This is a genomic window from Actinosynnema sp. NPDC004786 (assembly GCF_053601135.1).
In genome coordinates this window covers 86,194-104,734 of the sequence record NZ_JBSGBG010000016.1, presented here as the reverse complement: position 1 = coordinate 104,734, position 18,541 = coordinate 86,194, and the positions used below count along the sequence as shown (strand labels likewise).

The 18,541-nt window shown below is 68.2% G+C and carries 9 protein-coding genes; 5 read left to right on the top strand and 4 right to left on the bottom strand.

The genetic code is table 11. From position 1 onward, the window contains the following. Positions 1-81 precede the first annotated feature (81 nt). Positions 82-2,058, bottom strand: coding sequence for a type I restriction-modification system subunit M (locus ACWEFJ_RS16860; protein WP_449714268.1), 1,977 nt, complete (start codon positions 2,056-2,058; stop codon positions 82-84). 61 nt (positions 2,059-2,119) lie between these two features. After that, positions 2,120-4,024 carry an N-6 DNA methylase gene (locus tag ACWEFJ_RS16855; RefSeq protein ID WP_449714267.1) on the bottom strand — a complete coding sequence of 635 codons (1,905 nt, stop codon included), beginning with the start codon at positions 4,022-4,024 and terminating at the stop codon, positions 2,120-2,122. 127 nt (positions 4,025-4,151) lie between these two features. Between ACWEFJ_RS16855 and shbA the strand changes: the two genes are divergently transcribed. From shbA to ACWEFJ_RS16840, 3 genes are all read left to right on the top strand, one after another. Continuing rightward, on the top strand, positions 4,152-4,733 hold the full coding sequence (shbA, locus tag ACWEFJ_RS16850; protein WP_449714266.1) for an RNA polymerase sigma factor ShbA: 582 nt from the start codon (positions 4,152-4,154) through the stop codon (positions 4,731-4,733). Between the two features lie 517 nt (positions 4,734-5,250). Next, on the top strand, positions 5,251-8,493 hold the full coding sequence (locus ACWEFJ_RS16845; RefSeq protein WP_449714265.1) for a hypothetical protein: 3,243 nt from the start codon (positions 5,251-5,253) through the stop codon (positions 8,491-8,493). Beyond that, complete coding sequence (locus tag ACWEFJ_RS16840) at positions 8,459-13,090, top strand: DEAD/DEAH box helicase (RefSeq protein ID WP_449714264.1); 4,632 nt, start codon at positions 8,459-8,461, stop codon at positions 13,088-13,090. The genes ACWEFJ_RS16845 and ACWEFJ_RS16840 overlap by 35 nt, the downstream gene beginning before the upstream one ends. Before the next feature lie 237 nt (positions 13,091-13,327). On the opposite strand, the gene ACWEFJ_RS16835 is transcribed toward ACWEFJ_RS16840, so the two are convergent. Further along, on the bottom strand, positions 13,328-15,040 hold the full coding sequence (locus ACWEFJ_RS16835; RefSeq protein WP_449714263.1) for a hypothetical protein: 1,713 nt from the start codon (positions 15,038-15,040) through the stop codon (positions 13,328-13,330). Positions 15,041-15,228: 188 nt separating this feature from the next. Continuing rightward, positions 15,229-16,092 carry a hypothetical protein gene (locus ACWEFJ_RS16830; RefSeq protein ID WP_449714262.1) on the bottom strand — a complete coding sequence of 288 codons (864 nt, stop codon included), beginning with the start codon at positions 16,090-16,092 and terminating at the stop codon, positions 15,229-15,231. Positions 16,093-16,346: 254 nt separating this feature from the next. Between ACWEFJ_RS16830 and ACWEFJ_RS16825 the strand changes: the two genes are divergently transcribed. Then, entirely contained in the window at positions 16,347-16,937 is a 591-nt protein-coding gene (locus ACWEFJ_RS16825; RefSeq protein ID WP_378091152.1) for a toll/interleukin-1 receptor domain-containing protein, read from the top strand. After that, positions 16,937-18,538, top strand: coding sequence for a tyrosine-protein kinase family protein (locus ACWEFJ_RS16820; protein WP_449714261.1), 1,602 nt, complete (start codon positions 16,937-16,939; stop codon positions 18,536-18,538). The genes ACWEFJ_RS16825 and ACWEFJ_RS16820 overlap by 1 nt, the downstream gene beginning before the upstream one ends. The last annotated feature ends 3 nt before the right edge of the window (positions 18,539-18,541 follow it).

The following is an 18,541-nucleotide window of genomic DNA, read 5'->3' as shown; positions in this document are numbered from 1 at the left end:
TTGGGCCGACGTCGACGTAGTCTGGTGCCGTCCCTCGGTTTACCATGTGAGTCAAATAACGAAGAGGAACGTAATCCCAGTTCATTCTGTCACCTCGTTCAGCAAGTGCTGAATCCGCCCCTCAAGGTCCTTCAACTCGGCGTCGATCTCCTCAAGCGGCCTTGGCGGCGTGTACTTGTAGAAGTGCCGGGTGAACGGAATCTCGTAGCCGACCTTGGTCTTCGAGTGGTCCACCCAGGCGTCCTGCACGTGAGGCAGGACTTCACGGCCCATGTACGCGTCGATGTTCTCGTCCAGCGGGACGTTCTCGTTGTCGCGCAGGTCCGGGTCGGGCAGCGGCTTGCCCTTGGCGTCGAGCTGCAACTCGCCCTCGGGGTCGCTGATCGACACCGCCGCCCATACCGCCTTGTCGACGGCGGCGGGCAGCTTGCCGAGCGGGGCCAGCATCTCCTTCAGCATCTTGGCGAAGTCGACCTTGCGGAACGCGGCTGGCTTGTCCACCAGTCCGCGCAGGGCCTCGATCAGCTTCTCCCGGCTCTCGTACTTCGCCAGCGGCTTCGCCATCTCCAGCTCGGCGAGCGCTTCCTCGGTCACCTCGAACCGCAGCTTCAACGGTCGCTCGACGGTGATCCGCCGGTAGCCAAAGTCCCTAGGTGAGAAAACCTTCACCTTCTCGTGCATCGGGTGCTCGGCGTCCTCGGCGGCGGTCAGCGCCTCGCCGTACAGCTCGGTGAGCTTCGCGATGTCCTCCTCCGGGATGTACTTGCGCTTGTCGCCCAGCGACTTGCGCATCTTCGCCCAGTGCTCCCGCGCGTCGAGCAGGATCACCTTGCCCCGGTGCGCCTCGTCCTTGCGGTTGGTGAGGATCCAGAAGTACGTGGAGATGCCGGTGTTGTAGAAGAGCTGGTCCGGCAGTGCGACGATCGCCTCCAGCCAGTCGTTCTCCAGGATCCACTGGCGGATCTTCGACTCGCCCGACTCGGCGGCCCCGGTGAACAGCGGTGAGCCGTTGAAGACGATCGCGAGGCGCGAGCCGCCCTGCTCCGGCTTCTTCATGTGGTGGATCATGTGCTGGAGGAACAGCAGCGACCCGTCGTTGATGCGCGGCAACCCCGCGCCGAACCGGCCGGCGTAGCCGATCTTTGCCTCGTTCTCGACGTCGTCCTTGACCTTCTTCCACTCCACGCCGAACGGCGGGTTGGCCAGCAGGTAGTCGAACGTCTTGCCGTAGTGCTTGTCGTGGCTGAACGAGTTGCCGAGCTTGATGTTCGACGCGTTCTCGCCCTTGATCATCATGTCGGACTTGCAGATGGCGTAGGACTCGGCGTTGAGCTCCTGGCCGTGCGGCACGACCTTGGCCTGCGGGTTGTGCTCCAGGATGAAGTCCTCGGTGGCGGTGAGCATGCCGCCGGTCCCGCACGCCGGGTCCAGCACGGTCTTCACCACGCCGGGCGTCAGCAGGTCCTGCTCGTCCGGGGCGAGCAGGAGGTTCACCATGAGCTTGATGACCTCGCGCGGCGTGAAGTGCTCACCGGCGGTCTCGTTCGAGATTTCCGAGAAGCGCCGGATCAGCTCCTCGAACGCGTAGCCCATCTGGTGGTTGTCCACCGCTTCCGGGCTGAGGTCGATCTCGGCGAACTTGGAGGCGACCTGGTAGGTCAGGCCGGCCGCGTCGAGGCGACCCAGCTGGGCGGTGAAGTCGTACGCCTCGAAGATCTCCCTGGCGTTCTCCGAGAACGCCCCGATGTAGGACTTCAGGTGGTCCGCGACGTTGTCCTGGTCGCGCACGGCGGCCTGGAAGTCCAGGTTCGAGGTGTTGTAGAAGCTCAGCCCGCCGGTGGCGCGCTTGAGCATGTCCAGGTTCTGCACGCCCTGCTCGGCGAGCTTGGCCTTGCGCTCCAGCACCGCTTGCTTGGTCGGCGCGAGCACGCAGTCGAGCCGGCGCAACACCGTGAACGGCAGGACCACCTTGCCGTACTCGGACTGCTTGTAGTCGCCGCGCAACAGGTCGGCCACCGACCAGATCAAGCTCGCCAACCTCGTGTGCGTACTGCTCACAAAATCTCCCTCGGGGGTCTGCGGGACGTCCGGCATGTCGTCGGGGAAGCAGAGGACGTTTCTACTCGGGTGGCTGCACGGCTCCGCGGGCGAGTCCCTCGGCCAACTGGTGGACCAGGTCCGCTCCCAGGGAGGCGGCGAGGCGCAGTGTCGACTCGAACGCGTCGAGGCGCCGGAACGCGGCGCCGAGTCGTCGCTGCCGGTCTAGGTCCGGCACCAGGACCTCGATGCGGCGCACGTCGATCCGGCGCGAACCCGACAACGTCGCGCCGCTCGTCCGGGCACCGCTGTTGACGCGGATCTGGGCCGCGAGGAAGTGCGCGTCCAGCTTGCCCGGGTCCACCCGGACGAGGGTCAGGCCCGGTCCGAGGACCATGCCGTTGACGTCGATCACCCGGGTCGGGTGCCGCCCGTGCTCGGCGACGACCAGCGGAACCACCAGGTCGCCGGGAAGCAGGTGGATCGGATCGTCGTCCTCGGTGCCGGCGAAGCGCCCCTCCGGTTCGCTCCCCGTCACCACGTCGCGTCCGGTCAGCACCGGCGGACCCGAGCCGGCCTCGTCCACGGGCAGCGGCCTGACCTGCTGGCGCACCACCAGCGCGCCCGCGCGCGCGAGGTCGTTGATCGTCGTGGTCGCTTGCGGACCCTGCGAGGCGACGGAGAACTCCGGCAGCAGACCGCCCAGCTCCTTTAGCAGCCGCGCCAGGTCCTGTCTGGTGCGTTCGAGCGCGCGTGGATCTACTGCCGGCTGCGGCTGCGGCAGGTGTCGGGCGGGGGTGAGGTCGACGTCCTCGTCGAGCAGGTGGATCGGTTCGAAGACCTGCCGCCTGCCGGCGACCTCCTCCACCGTCCCGGTGTCCCTGAACTCGCGCCAGGTGCCCAGCACCTCGTCGGCGAGTGCGGACCAGTCCACCTGGCCGCGCCGTGTCGGCTGGTGGTGACCCATGTCCACCAGGAGGACGGGGCCGACGCCACCGGCGTCCGGTTTGCGCAGCACCCACAGGTGGATCGGGATGCCGGTGGACATCCGCACCCCGCCGGGCAGCGCGATCACCGCCCGGACCGCGCCCCGGCGCAGCATCGCCTGCCGGATCACCCGGCCCGACCGGCGGGAGGCCACGCCGGCTGGCAGCGCCAGCACCACGAAGCCGCCCGGCTTCACGTGGGCGAGGCAGTGCTGCACCCACGCCAGCTCGGGTTCGCCCTTCAGCGGGAACCCGTACTCCCAGCGGGGGTCGATCCCCAGTTCGTCGTGTCCCCAGTCCCGGTAGCCGAAGGGCGGGTCGCAGACGACGGCGTCGGCGTGCAGGTCCGTGAAGGCGTCGGCGCGCAGCGCGTCACCCGTCGCGATGTCCGCCGGCACCGGTTCCGCCAGCCGGGCCCGGGCCAGCCGGGCCAGCGTGGCGTTGATCTCCTGGCCGACCAGTCGGTCGGCTCCAGCTCGTGCCGCGGCCCGCAGGATGTTTCCTGCGCCGCACGCCGGGTCAAGCACGGTGCCCGCCACCGGGGCGGTGAGTTCGACCATCAGCCGGGCCAGGTCGTCCGGGGTGACCAGGTGCTGGCGCTGCTGCCGTTCGAACACCCGACCGGTGAGCGACTCCACGAGGTCGTCGGACGACTGCCCAGGTAGGTCGTCGAGCAGTTCCCGGACCTCATCGGGCAGCCTCGCGGCGTTCGGGTCGCGCAGGTGAGTGGCGACGTCGGCGACCAGTTCCAGGGTGTCCGTGTCGTTCCGACCGGCGTCCAACGCGAGCCACAGGGCGTCCGCGGGTTCGCTGTCGGTCAGCTTCCGCTGTCTTCGCAGCCAGCGTTCCACCTCGACCAGGCGGAACGCGGGGGAGCCTCCGGGGCCGACCACCGGCTCCGGGAAGTCCGGGTACCGCTTCCGCCAGTTGCCCACCGCGGCTCGGCCCACGTTCGCCAAGCGGGCGATCTCCGCGGCTGTCACCAGCGCGTCTTCCGGCATGCCCACCTCCATGAGAAACGGCTGTGAGCATAGCTCAGGACGCAAATCTTGTTGACTGTGTACACGAGCCAGTGCTTACATAGTCCCGTCAACACCACCCCGAAGTTCCCGTACTGGAGGCCAGTTGATGACGTCACGCATCGGCTCCGACGTTGACCTCGACGTCCTCGCCGAGGCCGCCGTGCGCGGAGACCGGCAGGCGACCGACGAGTTGTTGGCCCGTCTGCGGCCTCGCGTCGTCCGCTACTGCCGAGGCCGGATCAGCGGCAGCGGCACCGATGCCTCCGCCGATGACGTGGCGCAGGAAACCCTGCTCGCGGTACTGACCGCGCTGCCGTCGTACCGGGACGAAGGGCACGGGTTCGGCGCGTTCGTCTTCGGCATCGCCGGGCGGAAGGTCGCCGACTTCTATCGCAGGAAGGGACGGGACCGGACAACGCCCGTGGCCGAACTCCCCGACGTCCGCGACGAGCGCGGCGGTCCCGAGCAGAGCGCGTTGCGGACGGAGTTGCTGCGGAACGTGCAGGGGCTGCTGGGGCACCTGAGTGAGAACCAGCGCGAAATCCTGGTGTACCGGCTGGTGCTCGGCCTATCCGCCGCGGAGACGGCTGAACTGTTGTCGACGACGCCGGGCGCGGTCCGCGTCGCCCAGCACCGCGCCCTGGAGAAGCTCCGCAGTCTGCTCAAGATCACGCGTCGGCCGGTGTAGTCGCGCTGCCCGCCTGCGACACGCGGCCGATCCGGTTCCCCGAACCGCCCTAACCGGGGGGCGCGAAGCAGAAGAGGGGCAGTCGGCGTTGGTGGGGTGGTCGGGGCGCTGCACCCGCTGCGTATCGCGGAGGCCGGACGGCACATCCGGGAATGTGTGCGGGAAATCTACCCTTGAAAGCAGCGGCCTTGTCCACGTGCGAGCAACGGCGAATGGGAAATACTCGTTCACCGTCACCGGGAAGGTGGTTTCGCGATCTCGTGATGTTCTGGTCGGGCCTGCTGCGAGCGGGCGGCCTGTCCGCTGCTGTTGTGAGGAGTCGTTGTCTTTCGGATGCGCGGTGTAACGGTCGGTGCGCCCTGGCGATGAGTCGGTCAACGGTGCAGACCGTGCGAGGAGGCTGTCGATGGTCGTAGGGCGAAGCGCGACTGTCGGTACGCCCCGGAAAGTCTCGTCCGACGAGCTGCTCGACATTCGGGAAAAGCAGTGGTCTTCCCCCCTTCGGGGGTGCTCCCTCGTGGCGGAGTTGGAGGTCAAGGACGAGCACTCCCGACAGGCGGCGAAGGCCCTCGGTCGGATGTACGACAAGTGGGTCGCCCGAGGGCACGCGGAAGTCGTCTTCACGCGCTGGCCCGCTTGCGTCGCCGTTGCCCTCACGGGGATCGCCGCCCGCGAATACCGACAGGGTGAACTGTGGCCGGAGTTGTGGAGGAGCCTGGCGTACGACGGCGACCAGCACGATCGGGTCACCTGGGGGCAGGGGTTCCACAGCGCGGTCCGACGGCTTGGCATGCCGGACTTCGCGGAGATGCGCACCAAGTACGTGGGACCGATCCTCATGCACACGGGCATCCCGACCTACTGCCTGGACGACTACTTCCACCTCGTCGCTCACCGCAGGGCCCTCGACCCGGATCTCGACCCCGAAGGATTCCTCGACTGGGCGACCGCGGTGCCCAACAGGCTCAACGAACTGGACGTACCGGCCCGTCGGTTCCTGCAGCACGGAAGCGACTACGCACTCGACTTCGTGGGCCGCACCTACGACCTGCTGGACCGGCTCGGTGACTTCAACCCAGACCTGGAGGGCGTGGCACTGCCGGCAAGGGTGGTGATCCGCGCCCAGGAACTCGTTTCCGTCGGCGTCCTGCGGCCTCAGCCGCGCCGTTCCAGTGCATCCAGCCGCCGTCGCGCCGAACGGCCGCGTATCGGGCTCGACCCGTTCGGACGCGGCGTCGAGGTGATCCTGCCCGCGCTCGATGACATGGTCGGCGGTTCCGCTGCGTGGACGGTGACCGCCGACGGCACCACCAGGACGGTGCGCAGCCAGGCGCAGTGGGCAGGCCTCGCGGAGTCGGTGCCGCCCTCCGCTTTCACGCTGTTGCAGCCGGTCCGCACGGTGGTGGTTGCGAAGGACGGTGACGGTGACCGGACAGAGCTGACGGTGGTGGACGCCAAGTCACCGCTCCTGGCTTTCGCGGCCGACGGCAGGCGCTTTGCGGCCAACATGCCCCTACCCCCCGACGACGTGTGGGTCGTCCACCCGGACGAGCACGAACTGGTCGCGGACGGTCCGCTCCGGGTCACCATCGAGGGCCAACTCCCACTCGGGTGGATCGGATGGAGGCTCAGACAAGTGCGCCTGGCTGGCGTCCGCTCCCTGGAGCTGGCGGGTATCCCGGCCACGAGGCGTCCCATCCGAGGTCATGAACGGCCGCGAGTCGAGGTCGGTCGCCCGGTCGTCGGTATCACCACCCCGTACGGCACCCCTGTGCACTCCGAACTCCCCGTCATCTGGTTGCCGGGTCGCGAGGACGCGGAAACGAAGTGGACCATCGAGCTTCGACGAAGCGGTGATGACATCCCCGTGCTGTCCACGAGCCGTACCGTGAGAGCACCGGAGTCGTTCGCGGAATTGTGGGACGATCTGCCGCAACCGGTCCTGGGGTCCTTCGACATCACGGTGCGCGGACCGCTGGGTCGCGGGGCGAACCGCACGTTGTTCGTCGCGGAAGGGCTGGAAGGCCGTTTCCAGCCCGGGGTCCGCCTCTTCGAGGGACGCGGTCTCGAACGCGGGCGGGCGGAACTGATCGCACCGGTCGGGGCCACGGCTGCTCCACGCGTCCTCGACTTCGCCTCCGACGTGAAGGCTGAGGTCGTCGAGTACCGCACTTCGGCCGAGACCGAACCCCTGGTCGTCACGCCGCCGCACCTGGAGGTGATGCACGAGCAAGCCGATCAGTCGCTGGTCTGGTCGGCCGGGTCGCTGCGCATCGCCGCCGATGTGTTCGCCGATCAACCCGGCGAGCTGCTGGTCCGCATCCCCGGGGCCGCCACCATCCCACCGCTCCAGGTGGTCGTGCCCGGTGCGGTCGTCCAGACAGTGCCGCCGAGTGGTCGGGTCGAGGCCGGTACGGCGCGCTACAGCCTGGTCCGCATCGCGGACACAGTCGCCGAACACCACGGCGCGGAGCTGGTGCTCGATTTCGGTGGGACGCCGGTCAGAGTGGCGACCGTCCGGCCACGCCGGCTCGCGGAGGGCATCCGGCGAGCGGACGACCACCTCCAGCTGGTCGAGCCGGTCCTGATGGAAGGACTCACCGCCGGCGTCTATGCGACAACGGCGCCGTGGCGCGGTCCGGCTGTCGTGCCGGTAGCTGGCGACGGCAGTGTTCTCCTGCCACCGGAGTTGCGCCACGCGGGGCCGCTCTTGGTGGAGCTGCGCGTTGACGACCCCTGGGTGCCCGTCGAGTGGCCCAGCTGGCCCGAGCGGTACACAACGGTGCCCGGCGAAGGACATTTGGCCGCCGAGGATCCGGAAGAGGAGGCGTTGTCCCGGTTCGTCGCGGGTGGGAGCGAGTTTCCAGGGAATGTCCAGGACCTCAGCCGGCTGTGGACGCTGATCCACCTGGCACCCCGGCTGCGCCAAGTCGATAAGGTCGAGGAGTTCCGGGACGCGTGCGCGCGCCCGTTGCGGTGGAACACCATCCATGCGCTCGAGGCGCTGGTCGGCCTGCACCTGACGCCGGATGAGACCGTGACCGCCGTCATTTCGGCCGGATTGGCATCCTCTCTCGTGCCCGGTAGCCACCACGCGGAAGCGGCACGGCGGCTCTGGGCGGTGTCGCCCCTGGCCGGAGCCTTGGTCGGAGCCGCCGCGGACGAAGAGTGCCTCCACTCCGTTCGCCGTCAGTGCGGTGACTCCGTCGACGTGATCGTCGCTGAGGGGAAAGACCCGCACGCGGGTGTGGGGCGGTTCGGCCCCGAGGTGGTTCCGTTGACCGCCATGTCGCCTCAACAGTTGGAGGGCCTGTGGCGGGCCGCACAGGTGGTGCCGCACGGCTTGCTGGACGCCGACAACAGGGCAGTGGCCGCCCGCCGGCTGTTCGACCGGCGTGACGAAGACGTTGTCAGGAAGGTCGGGCAGTCGGCCTCGACGTGGCTGAGGAGCTTGCCGGACCTGGTGGCGGATCGACCGGTGCTCCGGGCCCAGATCGAGGCGCGCAAGCCACCGGCGGGCAGGACGGGGTGGTGGGCCATCCCGGCCGCGTCCTCCGCGTTCGCCATCGTCGCGAGGCTCGCGGCGAGAGGGGTTCCAGCTTGTCGCAGTGTCGAGCGGGGATTTCGTCAAGTGTGGGCGCGCTTGGCGGAAATCGCTCCTGAACTGGCCGTGCTCGACCTGGTGCTGGCCGAGCTGTTGATCACGCATGAAGAGGAGGAGCGGAGTGAGCCGCACCTTGGACTCCCTGGCGACCAGTGAGCTCATCGTCGAGAGCTACCGGCGGTACCTGGGCTCCCTGCTCCCGGTCCGGGAGCAGCGGATCGCGACCGCACTCGCACAGGAGATCGCCCGGAGCCCGATGCTCACCAAGGGGCCGCTGCTCGAAGCCACACCGCCGTACGCCACCGGGGCCACCTTGCGCCAGCTGATCGACCAGGGCGTCCTCAGCCCGTCCTTCGCTGACCTGGGCAGCCGGGCGTTGCCGCTCGACCGTCCGCTCTACCGACACCAGGAGCAGGCGCTGCACAAGGCGGCACAAGGCCGCAACCTCGTGGTGGCCACGGGCACGGGATCCGGCAAGACCGAGAGCTTCCTGCTCCCCGTCCTGGACTCGTTGGTCGGCGAACACGCACGCGGCGAGCTCGGACCGGGGGTGCGCGCCCTGCTTCTGTACCCGATGAACGCCCTCGCCAACGACCAGCTCAAGCGGCTCAGGAGTCTGCTGGCGGACATCCCCGCCATCACGTTCGGTCGATACACGGGGGACACGCCGGACAACGTTCGTCGAGGTGTCGAGTCCTTCGAGGCGCTCAACCCGGGGGAGTCGCGCCTGCCGAATGAGTTGCTCAGCCGCGAGGAGATACGGGCGCAGCCCCCACACCTGTTGTTGACCAACTACGCGATGTTGGAGTACCTGCTGCTCCGACCGGCCGACCTGGAGCTGTTCGAGGGACGGAGCTGGCGGTACATCGTCCTGGACGAAGCCCACGTCTACGACGGAGCCAAGGCTGCCGAGGTCGCCATGTTGCTGCGCAGGCTGCGTGACCGGGTGGCACCGGATGCGAAAGTGCAGTGCATTGCCACGAGCGCGACCGTCGGAGACGACCCGGTCAAGGTGATGACTTTCGCGACCAAGCTGTTCGACGCCCCCTTCGACTGGGTGGAGGACGACCCCACCCGCCAAGACCTGGTGCGGGCAGCCCGCGTGGAGATGCCGACGGGACCGTTCTGGGGACCGCTTTCCGGGTCCGCCTACCTCGAACTCTCCCTCGAAACCGATCCCGGGGCAGAGATCCTGCGACTCGCCAAGGAGCACGGGTTCGCAGCCGATGACGCCGGCGCGGCGCTCGCTCACGAACTCGGCATGGCTGAGCTGCGGACCAAACTGGCTCAACGTCCGGACACCCTCGACGCGCTCGCCATCGAACTGCTGCCTGAGGAGGAACACCCGCGCGAGGTCTTGGCGGCGATGGTCGCGGTGGGGAGCGCGGTCCACGACAGCGGTGGCTCCCCGGTGCTGTCCGCTCGCTACCACCTGTTCGCCCGCGCCACCGAAGGCGCGTTCACCTGCCTGACCTCATCCGGGCCGCACGTGTCCCTTGGCCGGCACGAGACGTGCCCGTCCTGTGATGGTGCGGTATTCGAGTTCGGTGCCTGCAAGCGGTGCGGAGCCGTCCACCTCACCGGCACGGTGCTCAACGGTGACCGGTTCGTCCCGCGCGCCGGCGGAGAGGGCAGGAAAGGTTGGCTGCTGCTCGGTGACGCGCCGATGCTGGTGGACCAGGACGACGACGCGCTCGAGGACACTCGTCCCCTCACCGCTCAGGACCGCTATCTCTGCGTGTCGTGCGGCACGCTCCACACCACCCCGCGCACCGAGTGCGGGAAGGCGGGCTGCACCGGCGACCTGCTTTGGCTTGTCCGGCTGCTCGACACGCACGAGGACTCGCCCAGCGGATGCGCCTCGTGCGGCGCGAGGGGCCAGTCCGGCATGGTGCGCTTGTTCGAGAGCGGTAACGACGCGGCGGTATCCGTCCTGGCGACCGCTCTCTACCAAGCGCAACCGCCGTCACCCGACGACGACCTGGCCGATCAGCCCGGTGAAGGTCGCAAACTGTTGACGTTCAGCGACAGCAGGCAAGCTGCCGCGTATTTCGCGCCCTACCTGGAAACGAGCTACTCGAGCATCCAGCACCGCACGCTCCTGCTGAAAGGACTGGCTGCGGCGACCGGTGACGAGGAGTCGGCCAGTATCCCCGACCTTGCCTTCCACACGGCGAAAGCGGCCGATCGCGCCGGCGTCTTCACCCGCCGCATGTCTCGTCAACAGCGGGAGCGCGAAGTCCTGTTGTGGATCATGCAGGAACTGGTGTCCGTCGACGACCGCCAGTCCTTGGAGGGCTTGGGACTGCTCCGGGTCGAGATGGGCCGCGGCCCCGGTTGGCAACTTCCCCCACCTCTCCGTGCCCTCGGGCTCACGGAGGACGAGGGGTGGGCGTTCCTGGAGGAACTGCTGCGCAGCCTGCGACAGCAAGGCGTCCTCGACATGCCGGAGGGGGTCGACCCGAACGACGAGGCGTTCGATCCACGCCGAGGGCCCATCTACGTTCGCGAGGACGGCGCCGAACGCAAGCGGAAGGTGCTGAGCTGGCTGCCCACGCGAGGGGTGAACCGTCGACTCGACTACGCGGACCGCGTCCTGCGGGCATTGGGTTCGGACATGGACGCCGCCGCACTCCTGCGCGGGTGCTGGAAACTGATCACCAGCTGGCGGGACGGATGGTTGACCACGGAGAACATCCGCGGACTCGGCACGGTCCGCAGAATCGACCACACCTGGCTCAAGCTGGCATCGACGACGCGTCCCGTGCACCGCTGCGACCTCTGCCGGCGGATCACGTCACTCTCGGTTCGGGGCGTCTGCCCCACCCTCGGGTGTTCGGGGCGGCTCCACGAGTTCACCGTTCCGCCCGCAGCCGAGGACGACAACCACTACCGGCTGATGTACGCGTCGATGAACCCGGTGCCCATGCTGGCGATGGAGCACACCGCGCAGTGGACCAGCCAGGAAGCCGCTGACATCCAACAGCGGTTCGTCAACGGACAGGTCAACATCCTGTCGTGCTCGACCACCTTTGAGCTCGGTGTGGACGTCGGGGAACTCCAGTCCGTGGTCCTGCGGAACATGCCCCCGACGACCGCGAACTACGTGCAGCGCGCCGGTCGGGCGGGCCGGCGCACCGACTCGGCGGCGTTGGTGGTGACCTACGCGCAGCGGCGCTCCCACGACCTCACCCGCTACGCCGACCCCGTCTCGATGATCGCGGGCGAGACGCGGGCGCCACACGTGCCCCTCGGCAACGAGCGGATCGACCGGCGCCACGCCCACTCGATCGCGCTGTCCGCGTTCTTCCGGCACACCAAGCGGACCGCCGGTGAGACCTGGTCGACCGCTGGTGACTTCTTCCTCGGTGACCGGGCGCCGTCTACGCGCGTCCACGCGTTCCTCTCACCTGTCCCACCGGAGGTTCGCCAGTCGTTGGTCCGCGTCCTTCCCGAGCGAGTCCGGGATGAGATCGGCGTGGACACCGACGCGTGGGTGGATGAGTTGAGCAAGCTGCTGGAGGAGGTCCGCGTCCAGCTCGTCCAGGACGTTTCGATCTTCGAGGAGCGCAGGCTGCGGGCTTTCGAGGACCGGAAGGGCTACCTCGTCACCCGCTACGAGATGGCGATCAACACGCTCACCAAGCGGGATCTGCTGGGTTTCCTCGCGAACCGGAACGTCCTGCCGAAGTACGGGTTTCCCGTCGACACCGTCGAGCTGCGCACCACCTACTCGAGCTCCCCGGTCGGCCGCAAGCTGGAACTCACGCGCGACCTGTCCGCGGCCATTCACGAGTACGCCCCAGGAGGCGAGGTCGTAGCAGGTGGTCACCTGTGGCGCTCGGGAGGCGTCTACCGACTTCCCGACCGGGAGCTGATCGGCAAGCACTACTTCGTGTGCGAGCACTGCCGGCACTATTGGGAGGGCGAGGACGACATCGACCCGACCTGCCCCTCGTGCTCGGTGATCGCGACCCGTGCGCCGAGGCAGTACTACGTCCCCGAGTTCGGCTTCGTCGCGGAACCGGAACCGCGTCGAACCACCACCACGCCGCCGAAGCGGAGCTGGAACGGGGCGACCCACGTCCTCGCGCTGGCGGCCGAGGCGACCACGACGACCACCTGGCTGGCGCCCACCGGTGGGACTTTGGATGTAGTGGCAGGGTCGCGCGGCAGGTTGATCGCCCTTTCCGAGGGGCCTAACCGCACGGGATACCTGATCTGCGACTGGTGCGGTGCCGGTCGTGCGCTCAATGGCAGTAGGCCGAAATCGACGCACGAGCACTTGCTCCGGGGCACCGAGTGCACGGGGCCGATGAGGCAGCGCTCACTCGCTCACCCGTACGAGACGGACCTGATGAATATCACCTTCGGTCCCCTGGTCGGGCCTCTGACACCCGACCCTGGTGCTTGGCGATCGCTGCTGTACGCCCTGCTCGAAGGTGCGGCCGAGCGACTGGAGCTGAACAGGGATGATATCGACGGCACCCTTCACCCGCGTCCGGGCGGCGGTATCGGCATCGTCCTGTTCGACACCGTTCCCGGAGGTGCTGGTGGAGTCCTGCGCATCGCCGAGGCGCTGGATGGGGTCGTCGAGGCGGCGCGGGATCGGGTCCGCGACTGCGACTGCGGTGCCGAGACCTCTTGTTACGGCTGCTTGCGCGGATATCGGAACCAGCGGTTCCATGAGGAGCTGACCCGGCAGTCGGCGTTCGACGTGCTCGAACCGCTGGTCGGTATGTCGAAGGGGTGATGTGGTGTGCGGCAGGTGAGCCGGAGCACCCCGTCATTCACACCGCTGTGCGTGGAGCAAATCTGGAGCAGCCGGTGGAGTTGAACGGTGTGCGACGGCTTCGAACGGCAGTGCACGGCACCGGCTGACGTGCTGGTTCTCTGTTTGTGCTGGTCAGGGAAATAGCTGAACCACGCTGGCAGAGTGAGGGTCAGCTCGTATTGGCCGCGCTTCGTCGCAGTCGGCATTACGGGATGATTAGGTTGTGGTTCCCGATCCACTCGGTTCGGGAGAGAACTCGCCGGTCTCGCCCATCCCGATGGCGGCGTGGCGCAGTCGTTGAAGCGCATCGCGTTCAGCGTCCGGGATCATCATCGACTCGGCCAGCACGGCGGCGAGGGCGTTTGCTCGGGTGTTGTCGATGTCGGTGTGGAAGAGCCACCGGATGTTCTCGTCGCGGGTGATGAGGTCGATCGCCAGGCGTGCGGTCTTGTCCTGCGTGGTCGTCGTGCGGACGTATCGGACTTGGTCGATGGGGATCTCTTGACCGGTTTCGGCTTGCTCGAGGAATGCGCTTGTCCTGGCCGTGATGATGCGGCGATCCGTGACGGCGATAACTGTTTTCGCCGAGGATTTGTCCATTGCCGACGCCAGCATGTACTTGGCTCCGCCGACGATCGCGGATACGGGGTCGGAGCTGTCGGGCTGGTCGGGGAAGGCGAGGGCGCGCAGGGTCTCGCCGTCCTCGAAGAGCCATCGCAGGATGCGGAGGTACGGCTCCGGATCCAGCGACTCGGGTGCGCAGACGACGTCGGGAGCTTCGAGCGGAGGGGTCGGTGGATGGAGGGCGTCGGCGAGGGGTTCGATCGCCTCCAGGAGGCGGGCGGTGGTTTCGCGGGCTGCCTTCACGTCTTTCCGCCTTCCCGGCAGCGGCCAGGTGTCGGGGAGGCGGAGTTCGACGCTGATGCGCAGTTCCCGCGTCAGCGCGTCGACAAGGCTTGTTGTCTCGGCGAGAGTGGAGTCGAACTCCGCTCGGGTGTCGCGCGCGATGACCTCGGCGTAGTGCGCCTCGGCGGCGTCTTCGCGTCCGGCGGCTCTTGCCCTTGCGGCACGAAGGGCGTGGTAGCCGGTCCATGCGTTGAGAGAGGACAGGAGGGCGTGGACGTCGAAGGCTATCGCCTCGGCGTTCGTCCGCAGATAACCGCGGCGGTCGCGGGTGTCCGCCCGACCGATCTCCGCGACGTGGTCGCGGACGTTCCGCCGGTAGAGCTCGAGCTGCTTCTGCAGCAGCGCTCCGCTGCCCGCGACGTCGTCCCACAGGGACGTCGGGACCGACTCGATCTCGCGCGCCTGGTCGACCGCCCGCTCGATGGCGGCGACGAGCCCTTTCAGCTCGGCCCACTGGTCCTTGCGGAGGGCGGTGAGGACCTGGTTCGTCACCTCGAGGTTGGTCCTGACGAGGCCCGAGATTTCGCTCAGCATCACCTGGAGGGCGATCATGGCCAGCGCCGGTCCGACCGACGCGGCGACCTGCGCCTTGCTCAGCGCGGTCACGGGGTAGAAGCGGGCCTGGTGCACGATGCGTCCGGAGACCATCACCGCGCCGAGGTTGCCGCCGTCCTTGACGGCGAGCGTCGCGCCGCTGTTCAGCAGGGCCTGCGCCGTGGTGCCGATCCTGAAGAGTCCCTGCACGCCGGCGAACGCGTTCCCGAAGTTGCCGACCACGGTCGCCGCGTTGCCGATCGAGGCCAGGATCGCTGAGATCTGCTTGCGGTCGCCGGCCGGCACGATCCCGAAGTCGATCAGGTCGGGCTTCAGCTCGGCCGGGACCTCACCCGCGACGACAGCCACCCCGGGGAGCACCTCCACCAGGACCGTCGTCGGATCGCCCGCACCGGGTAAGTCAGCGGTATCGCTGCGGGCGTTCTGCCCGGGCGCGGCGATCTCCATCGACTCCGAAGGATCCTGCATGCGATCTCCTCCCGCGGGCTCGCGCAACGGCCGGACTTCGTCGGCGTTGGCCGCCGGAGTCTACGGCCCGATGCCACTCGGGCCCGGAAAGTGATGGGGTGGTGGGGTCTTCAGCGCTGCGCCGGGTGGCACCGCCGTGGCCCCGGAGGTGGTGGCCAACCCGTACACCAGGCGCTCGGCGACGCGGCTCAGGTTTTGGCGCGTCGGCGGGCCGTTTCGTCCAGGAGTTCGCCCACGGTGCGCCGTCGTGGTGCGGTGGGGCCGGTGGTGTGGTCGCGGAACCGGCGGAGGAGGTCCAGGCGGACGGTTGTGGCTTGGTCTTGGATGACGCGGAGTAGCAGGCGGTCCTTCTCGGGTTCGGGTAGGGCTGCGAGCCAGGCGGCGAGTTCGGTCGGGTCGTCGGTGGGCTCGTGGAGCGGTGGGCCGGCTTCGGCGGCGACGGTGAGCAGGTCGTTGTCGAGGCGGAGGAAGTCGGCCAGGGCGCGTTGTGGGGCGGTGAGGGTGCGCAGGCCCGGAGGCACCGGTGGTTCCTGGTGGTTGTCGGCGTCGCGGTCGAAGGCGTCTTCGTCGCGTTCCCAGGCGCCGTAGCCGGCCAGCCATGCCAGGTACAGCGGGCGGTGGTCGCCCGTGGCGAGTTCGGCTCGGACGCCGACGATGGTGGACAGCGCGTCCTCCAGGTCGTAGTCCGACTCGTCGGTCTCGTCGTGGCTGTGCAGGTCGAGGACGAGGTGTGTGTCCGTCATCCAGGCGTCGACCTGCTCCTCGACGAGGTAGGGCTCGACCGCCTCCAGGTCGAGCACGGTGCGGGGCACGCGCAGCATGAGGCGTCGGGTGCCCCAGTCGGCGAAGTAGAGGTGCGCGTCGTAGTAGTCCTCGACCAACCGGTCCGGATCACCGCGGAAGTCGCCCCAGTGGTACTCGTTGACGAACGTGGTGGCGGTGATCTCGGCACGGGTCGACAGCGCGCGCACGTCGTCCTGTGCCCGCGCGTCGAGCGGCTGGTCCACCGCGACGAACTCGTAGTACTGGTACTCGCTCAACGCCTGCCCCATGCGGTCGTGTGGAAGCCCGGATCCGTCCCCGTGCGGGAGAACGGGTATCGGATCCGACGAAGGGTAGCGCCGGCGGGTGTCCCGGTGGACGGGTTCGACAGGTTCCGGCGGTTCTTTCCCGGCCGTTCGGGGGTGAGCGCGCGGTACCGCGGTGCGCTTCCGGTCCGCGTTTGTCCAGTTTTTGGCCCGTGTGGAGCCGATTGCCCACTTTTCTGTCTTTTTTCGGAGCGGGATCCGTGCCTAGGATTTGCCGCGTGTCCGGCTACGAGTTCGACTTGTTCATCAGCTATGCCCGACGTGGCAATGTGCAGAAATGGCTGCTGAACCACTTCTACGAGAAACTGACGGATTGTCTGGCCGACCAGCTCGCCCCGACTCCGAAGGTCTACGTCGACAAGGAGATGCCGCGTGCGGTGCACTGGCCGTCCAGCCTGCGGCACGCGTTGCGGCACAGCAAGATCATGATCCAGCTGCTCACCCCGCAGTACTTCGAGTCCGCGTGGTGCATGGCCGAGTGGCACAGCATGTTGGAGCGGGAGAGGATGCTGGGCCTGGCCAGTCCGGAAAGACCCCAGGGGCTGGTCGTGCCGATCCTGTTCGCGGATTCGGAGAACTTCCCGTTGGAGGGGAAGGTCCGCGCCTGGCTCGACTTCAAGGATTACGCCTATCCCGATCCGGTGTACCAGCAGACCCACGATTACGTTCGCTTCCACCGTGAGGTCAACAAGCTGGCCGCCGATCTCGCGGCCCTGATCCAGCAGGCCCCGCCCTGGCAACCGGACTGGCCCGACGTGGATCCGCCCAACCCCGTGCTGTCCCCCTCACCTCCTCTGCCGAGGTTCTGATGACCACAGGGACCGTCATCACCTTCTACTCCTACAAGGGCGGGGTCGGCCGGAGTTTCACGCTCGCCAACGTCGCCGTGCTGCTGGCCCGCTGGGGTTACCGCGTGCTCGCCGTCGACTGGGACCTCGAAGCCCCCGGTCTGCACCACTACTTCAAGTCGGTGATGGCCGAGGAGCCCGAGGGCGGGGTGATCGACCTCGCCTACGACTTCCTCGCGGGCGCGACGCACCCCCGTCCGCACGCGGTGCGGGTCAACGTCGAGGGGAACACCCTCTCGTTGCTGGCCGCGGGCCGGAACGACAGCTCGTACACGGAGCGGATGCAGCGCATCGACTGGGAGGACCTGTACCGGCGCGAGTTCGCCGACTTCCTGGAGCGCTGCCGCGCGCAGTGGACCGAGGAGTACGACTTCGTGCTGATCGACAGCCGGACCGGCATCTCGGACATCGCCGGCATCTGCACCGCGCAACTGCCCGACCGGCTGGCCGTCCTGTTCACCGCCAACGAGCAGAACCTCAAGGACATCGTGGACGTGGTGCGCCGCGCCGACACCGCCCGCGACCGCCTGCCCTACGACCGGCCGCGACACCTGGTGCTGCCGATCCTGTCCCGGCTGGACAGCTCGGTGGAGTACGAGCGCGCCGAGGAGTGGCGGCGCAGGTGCACCGAGGTCGTCGCCCCGTTCTTCCGCAACTGGCTGGTCAAGAGCGTGCCGGAAGACCGGATGCTGCGCCATCTCACGTTGCCGTACGTCTCCTACTGGAGTTTCGGCGAGCAGTTGTCCGTGCTGGAGGAGCAGGTCCCGTCGGCCGGGCAGGTGTCCTTCGCGTTGGAGACGGTGGCGGCCGTGCTCGCGCAGCAGTTCGACCGCACCGACGTGCTGGACGACAACCGGGACGCCTACGTGGCGTCGGCGCGGGATCGGCACCGGGGGTTCGAGCTGGATCTGCTGGTGTCGAGCCCGCGGTCGGCGTTGTCCGTCGCGGACCGGTTGGTCGAGGAGTTGCGCGGCCTCGACGTGCGGGTCGAGCGGTCGTCGTCGGGGGACCTCGAGATCCTCGAGCGGACCAGCGAGTTGGCCGAGCACCTGTGCCTGGTGGTGGACCGCGAGTTGAGCCGGTGGCAGGTCACCGAGGTGGAGCGGTTCCTGCGGCACACCATCGGGCCGGACGGTGGGCAGCGGCGGTTGTTCTGCGTGCTCACCGACGGCACGGACCCCGAGGACCTGCCCGGCTTCCTGCGCAACCTCCGTCACCTGGAGTTCGGGCCGGGGGTGGCGCGGGAGCTGCACGGCATGATCACCGGTGCGGTCGACCGGGACACCGAGGCCCTGCGCAACGCGGCTTCCGCGCTGCGAGCCGTGCCGGAGCGGTTGCCGTCCGTCGGCCGCTTGTCGCTGGTCGAGGAGACCGTGCACGGCATGGCGACCGCGCTGGACAACGGCGACCTGGCGGCGTTGCGGGACTTCTCGGCCGACCTCGGCGTGCTGTCCAAGTCGCACGCGGACGACGGCCGGTTCATCGCCTCCCACGGCCTGCTGGCCGACATCAAGACCCTCCTCGACCGGATCGACCGTCGGATCGACGCGTCCACCAACTGAAAG